Origin of the sequence: Pseudoalteromonas sp. S1650 (assembly GCF_005887195.1) — a bacterium.
GTDB classification, from domain to species: domain Bacteria; phylum Pseudomonadota; class Gammaproteobacteria; order Enterobacterales; family Alteromonadaceae; genus Pseudoalteromonas; species Pseudoalteromonas simplex.
In genome coordinates this window covers 82694-95671 of the sequence record NZ_PNDF01000008.1, presented here as the reverse complement: position 1 = coordinate 95671, position 12978 = coordinate 82694, and the positions used below count along the sequence as shown (strand labels likewise).

Sequence of the window (12978 nt, the reverse complement as noted above, 5' to 3'; positions counted from 1 at the left end):
GGAAACTCTTAATGTGAAACTTGCTGCCAAGCCATAGCCCAGCTTTTTCCTACACCTGGTTCAAATAGCGGGTTGTGTGAATCTTTAACACGACAAAACTCGCTAAATGGCCATGGTTTACACATATAAATATGGCCTGTTTTAGGTTGTAAAACCTTAATTCCTGCACTGTAATCGTTGCATGCTTGAGGATAAACATAGTCATAATCTTGCAGACTATCTTTTACTCGCTCTTCACACTTGGCGATACAATTAAACGCCACTTTTACATGCGTAATACCCGAGCCTTCTAGGGCATAAATTTGGTTTGAGCGATAGGCTACCACTAAACCTTGATCAGTCATTTTTCCAGCTTTTACTAGCGGAATATGCACATTAATATGCTCAGCAACGGAGCGCGGCCAATTATGAGGCTCACCTTGATCCGTACTGACTATTGGATATTCGAATGATAAATCGACTAGCTCTCCTTGCATGTCATAAAAGGTCACAATCACCCTATCACCAACAAATAGTTGGGTATGATGATTCAAGCAACCAATCGGCAACCACTTCCCGGAGGCCATTGACGTATGCATAAACAAAGTATCACCCTAAGAACAACTAATAGGCATTATCTAACAACCGTACAAAATAAATACTTTTTAGTTTGAGGCAAAAGATCCAAAGCACTAGATTATGTGCTTATCAGCGGTCCCGCTATCATAGTTTAAAACCTTAGACCGGAAACTTTGCGTCCTAACTTTTCAGTTAGTTTGCCAAAAACAAGACTGAGTATAATCGCGACCGAATCACAAATCAAACAAAAGAATGTAACCAAAGGTCTTATATAGCAAATAGTTACTAGCAAAAGATGCAGAAACAAAAAAGCCAACCGCTCGGTTGGCCTTAAAACAGAAAGAGCTTTAGTCTTTCACCAGCTTTCTTCTGGTCGTTACTCGGTGACCAGAACGGAATATATTCAAAAAGCCATTACCTACATCACTCATGATAATGTACAAACAAGGTACTAGTACTAAAGTGATTAGAGTTGCAAACATAACCGCAAAACCAAGTGCAACCGCCATTGGAATTACAAACTTAGCTTGCAAGCTGGTTTCGAACATAATCGGTAGTACACCCGCAAAGGTTGTAATTGATGTCAGGGTGATTGCTCTAAAGCGCGCACAACCTGCTTCAATAACCGCTTGGCGAGTTGAAATACCTTCGCGGCGTGCTTGGTTTACAAAGTCTGTCATAACTAACGAGTCATTAATTACAACACCGGCCGCAGCAATCAAGCCAAAGCCCGACATCAAGCTAATATCTAAACCAAACCAGAAGTGACCCCAAATAGCACCGGTTAAGCTAAATGGAATAACCGACATAACAATTAGAGGCTGCGAATAGCTCTTAAGCGGTACAGCAAGCAAGATATACACTAAAATCATACCGCCGATGAAGAACATGATTTGCTCATTAGCTTGCGCTTGTTGTTCTTCAATAGAACCACCTAGCTCAGTTTTAACTGACGGGTACTCTTCTTTTAACTGTGGCAACAAGTTCTCGTCAACTTGCTTAACAACTTCGCCCGGCTCAATAGCTTCTTCATCGATACTGCCGTAGATATACACAGTACGATAGCCACCTTCACGGCGAATATAGCTAATACCTGGTTTTTCGTTCAGCTCAACAACATCACCCAGCATCACCTCTTGACCTGCAGGCGTTGTGATCACGGCGTGCTTTAATGATGCAAACGCTTCACGTGTTAGTTTCGGGTAACGAACCATAACACGCACTTCTTCACCGCGACGAATAACACGCTGAGCTTCACCACCGTAGAAACTTGCACCTACTTGGTTAGCAATGTTGGCAAGGTCTAAACCTAGATCATATGCCACTGGTTTTAAGCTTAATTGCACTTCTTTACTCGCCGGATCGATAGTCGAGCTAATATCAAACAAGCCTTTTTGCTGTTGTAATAGTTGGATGAAACGACGACCAGCCTCATTTAAGGTATCGATATCAGGGCCATAAAGTAAGTAACCAAACTCACCATCCATACCACCGCCATTTACATCATCATAAATTTGCAGTGATTTCACACCTGGGATGCTTGGCATTTGTTCACGCCAACGACGAGATAGTTCGAATGCGTTATAAGGGCGAAGCTCTTCATCTACCAGCGGAGCAAGTAATTGTGCTTCAGTACGACCTTGGTTGAACACTAAGATATCGCGAATTAGCTTTTGGCCAAATTCACGTTCTGTTTCTTGGTCTACCTTGTTAACCATGGCTTCGATTTCACGAATAGCATTAATTGTTTGCATATCCGAGGCATTTTCATTCATTTCTAAACGAATTTGCGGAAAGTCCTGAGGTACTTTTGGTGTTGGTACCACACGCACTTGGTTTGAAGAAATTAAGCCAAACGTCAAAATCAATAAACCGATAAACGCAAATAGTACAAACCAGCGCCATTCAACACACAACTCAATAAAACGCTTATATGGACCATTTACAAACTCAAAGAAACGTTTGTTAAAGCGCGCTCGCCAGCTATTAGGATTAATTGGCGGAAACTTAGTATGGGCAATGTGCGCTGGTAAAATAAGTTTTGATTCAACCAAACTGAATATCAGACACAGAATTACCACCACTGCTATACCGAAGAAAAATGCACTCTCTGGGCCACTTGATAATGTAAACGGTGCAAATACAGCAATTGTTGTTAGAACACCAAATGTTGCTGGGGTAGCAACACGTTTTGCCCCATTTACCACGTTTACAACACCACCGCCTTTTTTCTCAATTTCGGTGTAGGCGCTCTCCCCTATGACTATGGCATCGTCGACCACGATCCCGAGTACCATAATAAAGGCAAATAACGACACGATATTAATACTGATACCAAATAATGGCATCATCATCATTGCCCCTAAGAAACACACAGGTAAACCAATCATTACCCAAAGTGCCAGCTTAAAGCGTAAGAAAATAGACAACATAATGGCCACCAAGATAGCCCCTTGGAAAAGGTTGGTTTTCATCATGTCTAAACGGGCATTTAGGTAATAAGTCATGTCCATCAGTGGCACAAGACGAAGACCGGCTGGTAGCTCTTTATTCTTTTGTTCAATAAAGGCTTTAACTGAATCAGCAACCGGGATCATATTTTGTTCTTTAGTTGCTTTTACAGATAAATAAACGGCATTTTCACCATTAAATTTAAAATAGCGTTCACCTTCAGTGAATTGGTCTTTGATCACAGCAATGTCGTTTAGCAGTACTTTCGCGCCATTAGCGCCAATTTTTACTGGGATCTGGCGGAACTCATCACCATTGTAATATTGATTTTCAACACGTACCGAGATAATACCTGCGTCAGTACGTAATTGACCGGCCGAAATATTCGCAGAGTAACGACGTACTGCACTGGCCACATCACTTAAAGTAAGGTTGTATTGACGCAGTGAATCTGGGTCAATTTCAATCGCAATCTCATCAAGTGGTACATCGTTTTGCACCAGCGACACATTAGATAACTGCAATAACTCATCTTCAATTTTGTTTGCAACAGGCTTTAACTCAGTCAGTGGAATATCACCTACTAGGGTCATACCAATCACGTCTTGGCGAAACTCAACCTGACTAATCGTCACCGGCTCCATGCCCGCAGGGAAAGTCGCAATACTGTCTACTCGTAGCTTCACTTTATCGAGTACATCAGTGAGCTCTGCATCTGTGTTGATCTCTAAACTTGCAGTGCCACTATTTCGGAACGAACGATATACACCACGTTTAATTTCGGTGACATCTTTTAGTGACTCTTCAATTTTGATCAGAATACTTTCTTCAATTTCCTGTGGTGAGGCACCCGGATAATTGGCCTGTACCTCGATATAGTTAATTTCAATATTCGGGAACATCTGACGCTGAATAGTGAAATAACTAATGATCCCCATGATGATGATAAACACCATCATTAAGTTAGCAGCGACCGAGTTATTGGCAAAATAGGCAATAAGGCCAGACTGTTTTTCTGTGTTTGTATCAGTCATAGTGCTACCTTAAAGCTTTTCAACCGCTGCAGTTTCTGCATCGCTTGTCATTTCTTTCATTCCAGCAATCTTCACTTCCATACCCTCTTGCGGATACTCAGGTAGCGTTAGAACCAACTGGTCATTCACTTCAAGGCCATCACTGATATAGAAGTACTCACCTTCTTCACGCACTACGGTTACTTTACGTGGTTCAAGTTTATTCTCGCCGTTCACAATCCACACCGTTTGGTTATTCACTAAAGACTGCGGTAAACGGTAGATGTTTTGTAATGTTGCACCGGCAAAGTTCACTTGAACGTAAGCACCAAATTTAATAGGTTGTACGTCGTGCTTTAAGCCGTATGGGTCATCAACACGAACAACTAAGTTGCTCATACGCGTCGCGTTATCAACAACGCCTAGGTCACGGTCAATTTCGGCTTCACGAGTAAAGCTGTTTAAGCCTTTATTGATAATGGTCGCTTTAACGCCTTTTAAGCGTTTTGGTAAAAATACACTATCGAAACCAGCAATTGGTACAATGATTTCTGCACTTTCAATATTATTAATTTCAGCAACTTGGCTGCCTACATTAATGTATTGACCAACACCAATTTCACGGCTGATCACCAGTGCATCGTAAGGTGCTTTCACCTCACAGCGAGCAAGGTCACGCTCGGCACGTTTTAATGCCGCTTGCGCTGATTTAACAGCTGCTTGTGCACTTAAAACTTGAGGTTTACGTAGGAATAAGTCGGTGCGCTCACGCTCTGGGTAACGTCTTGCTTCATCCTCTGCCACTTTAGCCTGTGCTTGCTCTTCGATCAGTGCCGCTTGAGCACTGGCAAGTGACGCTTCAGCTTGTAGTACAGCTGCTTCGTAGTTATCTTTTTCGATGGTAAATAACACTTCACCACGCGCTACGATGCCACCAGCAACAAAATTTGGATGCCAGCTTGTAACTTCACCTGCCACTTGCGAGGCAAGTAAGGTACTTTCAAGCGGTTTCACTTCGCCGTAACTATTAATAATCACTTGATGATCATCACTTGCTACTGGCTCAACCTGTACTAAAGGACGCACATCAACTACATCCTTGTCTTTAGGCTCTTGAGCAATCGCGTTTATTGCCTTAAAACCAGCAACACCAACGATTAATGCAACAAACGGTAAGATCCATTTTAATAAACTTGTGCGCATAACTTACACCTATAATATTTTCACTGGCCCTATCATACCAAAGCTGACAGAAACATTAATGTGACATTTGTAAGGAACTGTTACAAAAACAGATAAATTGGCAACACAAAAACCAAAACTTATCTAAGAACAATTTGTTACAAACAAAAACCACTTAATATCAGAGGCTTACAACACTACTTTCACACTTGTTAACAAACAGCCTTTTATCAAAGGGTTAATTCATTAAACTTGATTGAGAAATAATTAAAGGAACGAGTTAACAATGAAAATAACAAACATTGCGCTGGCACTAAGCTTAGCGTTTGCCATGAATGGCCACGCCGCCGAAGCGAAAAAAGAAGAAAAGAAGCCAAAAACACTGGCTGAAATGATCAAAGATAAAAGCGAGTTTGCCGGTGTTTTCAGCATTTACCAAGATGCGAAAACCGGCGATAACTTAATGGTGATCGACCAATCTCAACTTGATACACCATTTGTGTACTTTGCTCACACCGTTGATGGTGTTACTGACGCAGGTCACTTCAGAGGGGCATATCGCGAGACAAAGCTAATTGAGTTTCGTAAATACTTTGACCGCATTGATATTATTAGCAAAACACCGCGCTATAAATTTGATGAAAACTCAGCCCTAGCACGCTCTGCCGATGCCAACATCAGCGAAGCTGTCCTTGCGAGTATTAAAATCGAAAAAGAAGAAGACGGTAAAATTGCTTTTAAAGTTGATAAGCTCTTTTTAAGTGAAGCACTGCATAAAGTGTCACCTTGGGCAAACCCAAAAGATAAAAATGCCAGCAAACGCTTTAAACTTGGTAAGTTAAACGACAAAAAATCGCGAATCGTTAAACAGCGCCCTTACCCAAATAACCTAGATGTTGTGGTGGATTATGTATTTTCTAATGCTAACCCAACAGTGCGAGGCTCAAAAGCCGTAAGCGACCCTCGTAATGTTTCAATTAAAGTACAGCATTCATTTGTCGCGTTACCGAAAAATGATTATCAAGCTCGCCAAGATGACGCGCGTATTGGTTATTTCACTAACGAATTCGACAATATGACATCAGCAGATTGGGCACCATATGAAGATGTCATCAAGCGCTGGGACTTACAAAAGAAAGACCCATCAGCTGCACTTTCTGAGCCAGTTAAACCGATCACTTGGTGGATTGAAAATACCACGCCAGTTGAGTGGCGAGACACTATTCGTGATGCAGTACTAGCATGGAATAGCTCATTTGAAAAAGCAGGCTTTAAAAATGCCATCGAAGTAAAAGTACAACCTGATGACGCTGATTGGGATGCGGGCGATATTAACTACAACGTGTTACGTTGGACTGCATCACCACGCCCTCCATTTGGCGGTTATGGCCCTGCCCTTGCAAACCCATTAACCGGTGAAATATTAGGCTCTGACATCATGTTAGAGTATGTTTTCATGAAAAACCGTTGGATGTACGACACTTTATATACTCAAGGTGCAGCCACGCTTGAAACTAGCCAAAACAGCACCGATTTACATTGCTCATTGGGCCACAGCATTCAAGAAAACATGCTACTTGCTAAAGGCTTAGGCACAGGTGCGAGCATTGAAAACAAAGAGATTTTACGCCAAGGCTTAACTCAGCTTGTTTTACACGAAGTGGGCCATACCCTTGGTCTTAACCACAATATGAAATCATCTATCTTGTGGGATGAAAAAGAAGTTCACGATAAGAGTAAAACGCAAGGTATCGTAACGGGTTCTGTTATGGACTATGCACCAGCAAACATTGCCCCTATTGGTATGCAGCAAGGTGATATCTTCCAAACCAAACCTGGCCCTTACGATGATTGGGCGATTGAGTACGGCTACAGCCAAGCATTGGCTGATAAAGCAGCTGAGCAGAAGCGCCTTGAAAAAATTCTCGCACGCTCATCTGAGCATGCTTTAGCTTTTGGTAATGATGCTGATGATATGCGTGCCCCAGGCCGCCATATCGACCCACGTGTGATGATTGGCGATATGTCATCTAACCCTGCCGCATATGCTGATGACCGTATGGAGCTTATCAATAAGCTGTTTACTGAACTTAAAGACAATGCCACGGTTAATGGTGAGTCATACCAACAGCTGGTTACCTCAGCGAACATTTTATTTAGAAGCTACAGAACACAAGCAGGCGTGGTATCTCGTCAAATTGGTGGTGTTTATGTAGAACGTAATGTGGTGGGTGATGACAAAAATGGCGCACCATTTACGCCAGTGCCACTTGAGCGCCAGCAACATGCAATGCAAGTATTAGCCGACAAAGTATTCTCGCCAAATGTGCTTGCTAGTATGCAGCCACTGTATAACTACCTGCTACAGCAACGTCGTGGCTTTAACCATTATGGTAAGAACGAAGACCCTAAACCACATGGCATGATTTTAGGTATGCAAAAGCTGGTACTTGCTCAGTTGTTGCACCCAGCAGTTATGCTGCGTATTTCAGACAGTGCAATGTATGGCAACGAGTATTCACTTAACCAATTTATGAATGACTTAACAGCAAGCATTTTTGTAGACAGCAAAAAAGCAAACACCCTAAGTCACAATCTACAAGTTGAATATGTGAATCAGCTAATCGCGATCGCTGGTTTAGGCAAAGCGAGCAAGCACGATAACCTAGCCAAAGCTGCCGCGCTTTATCAGTTAAATCAAATTGCTGATATGAGCGTGCCTTGGGGTGCAGACACCGCAGCTAAAGCGCATAAGCAATATATCGATCGCTTAATTAGTAAAGCCCTCGAAGCATAATCTTAGCAACACAAAAAAGGCTGCCACTTGGCAGCCTTTTTTTTAGTTTAAGCCATTGCAGGGCGTGATTTATAATACTGAATACATCCTAATTGCGCTGCATTAGTCAGTAATATCATCACAAAGGTTAGTATGTGAGACACACTTGGTGTCGCCATAGCAAGCTCGGCAGCAAGGCCACAGCTTCCAGCAACAAACTGTAGGCTGAAGTAGCGCGCACTTAAATTACTAATATCACCACTTTTAATAGTTTTATAAGTCTGCGGCATAACACGAATAGAGCTCATGACTAAACCTACATAGGTGAGCCAGTTAAGCACCGTTGCTGTTTCATAATGAGGGTTAAGCAACAAACCAAAAGGCACGACCGAGATAGCTAATAACCCAGCTAGCTGCATGCGTTGCTTTCGTTCAGCATTGTAACGAACAAAGTAGTAAAGAATCACACCACTTAGCATGCCGGTAACAACAAACGGCAAAACCATGTAAAAACGCTGAAAAAACAAATTAAAGGTGATGAAATACACACTTTGCGCAACACCAAAGCTCATCATTAACAGCGAAACGCCCGACACACTGCGATTTTTACGGATCTTATTTAAAAGCGGATAAAAGCTAAACGCTAAAATAAAGCATGAAATAATCGGCAAAAAGTGCGCCAAAACAGACCTCTCTCGTTACAATTTAGTTAATAAGTTAGTAATTTATAAATCTCCCATAAAAATTCAGTAAACAACTGTTTTTAAAGCGATTTAAAAGAGCGCGGCATTGTAATGAGAGAGTTTTAGAATGCAATAAAGAATAAAAAATATACAATTGGCTATTGGCAAGATATCCGTACAAGCTGTTTACAGCTGATGACACTAGCGACTGACTTGAATAGTCACTGCAATATGGGTACATTGAGCGGATAGTATTCAGGAGAGAAAAGCTATGAAGCCAATTTTATATGTAATTGTTTTATTTTCCTTTTTGGCTGGATGCGAGAGTACAAGCCAACAGTCAGCCCCCCCTCCTAGCGTTGCCAGCTTACTAAACAATGAACATTTTCAACAAGTTGAACTAAAAGACCCTGAACTTTTTACCTTACCAGCCGAGGAACAAAAACGCTTCCTTAACTATTTCACAAGACACCAAGGTGACTATTTAAGAGATGATCAAGTTCTTTATCAATACTTAGAAAATAAGCTCAGTAATTTTAATTATTTTAGCGCCACCTTAAATGCCCAACAGGCATTACAAAATGAGCAAGGCAATTGCATTAGTTTAGCAATTTTAACTCACGCATACGCGCAACTAGTCGGGCTCAAAACTGGTTTCCAAGCGGTCTCAAGTGAGCCTGTTTATAGTAAGCAAAATAATATAGTGTATGTGTCAGGCCATTTTCGCACCAAAGTCTATGCCCCTTTAAGTGAAGAAGATAATTACTTGGTACCGCCAGGTACTGTCATTGACTACTTTCCTGCTCGTGGTAGTTTTTATTCCGGCCGTGCTGAACTAAAAGACTTAATTAGCCGTTATTACAGCAATTTAGCAAGCGACGCACTTATTGCTAACCAATTTGATTTGAGCTACAGCTATATTTTAAAAGCCAATGAATATACACCAAATTCTGCTGCGCTTTACAATTTAGCTGCCGTATTACATCGTCAATCGGGTGATTTAGCTGGAGCAAAACATATTTATCAAACAGCGATGCAGCATGGCTTTAAAGATACGAATTTACTACATAATTACGCAGTGCTGGCCGAGCAACTGAATGATCACGTATTGGCAGAGCAGCTCAATTCACAACTTGCTATGCTTAGACAAGACCCGTTCGAGTTACTCGCTACAGCGATTAACGCTCGTAACAATGGCCAATTTTACAAGGCAAAACAACAACTCGAGGAGGCTATCGCATTAGCTCCGTATTTATCTGAACCATATATAGAGTTAGCGATTGTAAGTTATCAGCAAGGTAATGAACAAAGCAGCAAAGAATGGCTAGAAAAAGCCATTGAGATAGAAAATAAAGACGAAAAACTAGCACTTTATCACGCCAAGCTTTTCGCCTTAAAAGGTCAACACTAGTTTATAACGAGTAATAAAAGCTTAGCCAAGCGCGTAAATCATTTTCAAAGTCGTCGCCTTCTACTCGGGCGACGCCAAAATCAAGGTTTACATCATTTAAACCTGCAGGCCCCATGCCAAAGCTAAAGTCTCCTTGCCACTTGAGACCGTAACTTTGTGCATAAACTCGGTTATCGACCTGATGCTGTTGGTAATAAAGCCAAGGTAATGAATCTTTGTAACTAATACCCCCGCCATAGCCTTTATAGCGGTTACCTAATTGACTAATAAACGGCAGCTCAGGGGCAACAACAAAGCCACTTTGCGTGTCATTATTAATTAAGTTTGACTCATAACCGCCAAGCGCAAGGCTACTGTTATCGCGATATTGCTGAGCAAAATTAACATAAACTGGAATATCATAGGCATAACCGCTCAATACGGTAGCAAAGTTATAGCCCTGCCAATTATTCGAGTCAGCATCACCGGATAGCCACTGGGCACTTACGGACTGAGCAAAACCATATTGCTGTCTATCATGTTGCCATTTTTGTTCAAGGCCAAGCGTTAACCATTGATCATCCCCATTACTAAAGTCACTGTAGTTATAGCTCAAACTCGGCGTAATACTAAGCTGCTGAAACTGCAACGGGTAACTCAAAGCTAAATGCGCCCCTGTGTTACTAATGTTTAGTGGCATTTGTGAGTGGTACTGTTTTGCTGATTCAAGGTCGTAATCAAATAACAGCGCTTTAAATTTTAAATCAAACGCTGAGTACTTAACGGCCGCGAACACCCCTTCTAATGCTTTGTCATGTAAATCAGCACTATAGCCTGCCTGTAAATCGAGCTGCTTTAAAAAGTCATTGCTTTTTACTCCAAGGGTAAGCAGTGAAGATGAAGCCGAATAGTACTGAGATGCCAACGAAAAGGTTGGTTTTTGCTGCCAAATATCATAATCGGCTGGCTCAGTTGGGCTTTGCGGGTAGATTTTCGCCTCAGGTAATACTTCGCTCGTTACTTGCCCTCGTGGTGGCGCCGCACTTTTAGCAAATTCAACAACCTCTAATCCTTGTGGTTGCTCAGCAAAATGCTTGATATTCGGCCCTTCAGCAGTGATCGATAAATACAAAAGTTCACCATTATTCATTGCCATTGGGTGTGCAACAGCTTCTTGGCCTTGCGTTAATTGGCGTAGTGAATTGCTTTGTAGATCATAATGATATAAATCGAGAGCTTTCTTTTTACCGGCAACAAAATATAGCCCTTTGCCATCTGCTTGCCAATTAGGTTGTGACAGATACTGATAGCCCTCAGGCATTGGCACAGTAAGTGATTTTTGAGAGCTTAAGTCTTGTATATACAACTGCCAATTGGCATTCAATGTCGCTTTTAAATAAGCAAGTTGAGCTTTATTAGGGCTTAGTAATGGATAGTCATAAACCGTTTCTAGGCTTTTCTCAAATAAAGGGGTAGAAACACCCGTATTGAGGTCAAGGCGCACTAGCTCAGAGAAACCATGCTGAGTTTGCTCAGCATAAACAGTTTGTCCGTTATCACTAATACTAAAACGGCGCAGCCCTGCATGATGCGTCAAAGGGCTCACTTTACCAGTGTCGATATCATAGCGGTATAAATCAGAAATACCTTGAATGGAGCCTTTAGCAACCGTTGTTGTGGCAGTGAAAAACAGAGTATTTTCGTCTAACCACTGCGGGTTTTTTATACCTTGCCTATTAATTTGCTGAAGCACATGTTGTTGCTTACGTTTAAAGACATTGGGGGCTTTATCTGCGATATCGACAGGATCATCATCAAGTAACGCTTGTTGCTGCTTTGCAAAATCATCGGCAGCCTGTTGATTGTCATCAGTGCTATAAATGACTAAACGTGTTTCGTCATCTTTGTTGCGCTCAACAATCGCAAGTTTACTGTTATCTAAACTTAAAACAGGGTTCGAAGCGTATAAATCAAGCTCTAACCAAAGCTTGCTTGTAAGTGTTTGCTCACTTACCTCTTTAGCCATTGCTTTATAAGTATATTCGGCAATAAAACGACGATATAGGCGCTCAGGTGAATCGCCAAATACCCCGCTAAAGGCCTCATCAAAATCACGTGCTTTAACCGCTTGCATACGTGTCCAAACTGCATCAAGAGTTTGCGCTGAATAGTTCTCTTCGAGCCAAGCAAGAAAGCGAGAACCCATTAAATACGCCATTGAGCCAGCTAAATAGCCTCCTTCGGTACTACTCAATTGGCTATATTGTGGCAGCGCACCTTGCTGGGCAAATTCAACCAGTATTGCTTCTGAAAGGTTATCGTATAAACGGCCTCGGCCTGTCATTTTCGACTCAAGCAGCGTTGCATAGCCTTCGGCAGCCCAGCGCGGCATTTCGCCATCAACTAAATCGTAAATATCCCAACTATTACGAATAGCTTGGCGCACGTCGCTTCGAGTAGGCTGAGCAAGATGCACTAAATGAATATATTCATGCAAAATCAATAACTGCTGCCAGCCATCAGTGTTAGAAATCACCGTGTCGGATTGCGGGGGCGTTGTAAACAAGGCCATTAAAGGCTTATTAGTTACAGGCAAAGCAAAGCCATTGGAGGCGTTAAACGGGTCGAAAACCAGTACATCGACCACTTCATCAAGGGCACGGTTTTGCTGTTTTAAAACCTTATCACGAACAATTTCAAGCTCTGTTGCTGCTGAACGGGCCCATTGCTGATTCTCAGTACTAAAATGCACGTTAAAGTGTTCGGTATGAATGGTTTGCCAAGTTTCTTGGCTTGAAGCGTGGCTAGCAGCAAGTAGTGCCGCAGTTAACAGGGCTTTTTTCATCACAATCCTTGATTAGCAAGTTACTTAATTTAAGGATTAGTATGCGATGCTTTTTAAAAAGGCTGAAGTTAAAAAGTGTA

At 41.8% G+C, this 12978-nt stretch carries 7 protein-coding genes and 1 riboswitch; of the genes, 2 read left to right on the top strand and 5 right to left on the bottom strand.

Annotated elements, in window-relative coordinates; all coding sequences use genetic code 11:
* Positions 1-8 precede the first annotated feature (8 nt).
* The 3 genes from CWB80_RS01645 to CWB80_RS01635 all read right to left on the bottom strand — a co-directional run bounded on the left by CWB80_RS01645 (position 9) and on the right by CWB80_RS01635 (position 5225).
* The gene (locus tag CWB80_RS01645) at positions 9-578 is read right to left on the bottom strand and encodes a hypothetical protein (protein WP_054552308.1); all 570 of its coding nucleotides are present in this window, start codon (positions 576-578) and stop codon (positions 9-11) included.
* 108 nt (positions 579-686) lie between these two features.
* A riboswitch (cyclic di-GMP riboswitch) is annotated at positions 687-770 on the bottom strand.
* 135 nt (positions 771-905) lie between these two features.
* Positions 906-4043 carry an efflux RND transporter permease subunit gene (locus CWB80_RS01640; RefSeq protein ID WP_138599099.1) on the bottom strand — a complete coding sequence of 1046 codons (3138 nt, stop codon included), beginning with the start codon at positions 4041-4043 and terminating at the stop codon, positions 906-908.
* 9 nt (positions 4044-4052) lie between these two features.
* The gene (locus CWB80_RS01635) at positions 4053-5225 is read right to left on the bottom strand and encodes an efflux RND transporter periplasmic adaptor subunit (protein ID WP_054552306.1); all 1173 of its coding nucleotides are present in this window, start codon (positions 5223-5225) and stop codon (positions 4053-4055) included.
* Positions 5226-5490: 265 nt separating this feature from the next.
* On the opposite strand from CWB80_RS01635, the gene CWB80_RS01630 reads away from it, so the two are divergent.
* Positions 5491-8001 carry a zinc-dependent metalloprotease gene (locus CWB80_RS01630; protein ID WP_138599100.1) on the top strand — a complete coding sequence of 837 codons (2511 nt, stop codon included), beginning with the start codon at positions 5491-5493 and terminating at the stop codon, positions 7999-8001.
* Between the two features lie 47 nt (positions 8002-8048).
* Here CWB80_RS01630 and CWB80_RS01625 read toward each other — a convergent pair whose 3' ends face one another.
* The gene (locus CWB80_RS01625; protein WP_054552304.1) at positions 8049-8663 is read right to left on the bottom strand and encodes a PQ-loop domain-containing transporter; all 615 of its coding nucleotides are present in this window, start codon (positions 8661-8663) and stop codon (positions 8049-8051) included.
* Between the two features lie 271 nt (positions 8664-8934).
* On the opposite strand from CWB80_RS01625, the gene CWB80_RS01620 reads away from it, so the two are divergent.
* Positions 8935-10074 (top strand): tetratricopeptide repeat protein, encoded by a 1140-nt coding sequence (locus CWB80_RS01620; RefSeq protein ID WP_138599101.1) that lies wholly within the window; start codon positions 8935-8937, stop codon positions 10072-10074.
* A gap of 1 nt (position 10075) precedes the next feature.
* On the opposite strand, the gene CWB80_RS01615 is transcribed toward CWB80_RS01620, so the two are convergent.
* Positions 10076-12898: a TolB family protein gene (locus CWB80_RS01615; RefSeq protein ID WP_138599102.1), complete on the bottom strand. Its 2823-nt coding sequence runs from the start codon at positions 12896-12898 to the stop codon at positions 10076-10078.
* Positions 12899-12978: the final 80 nt, after the last annotated feature.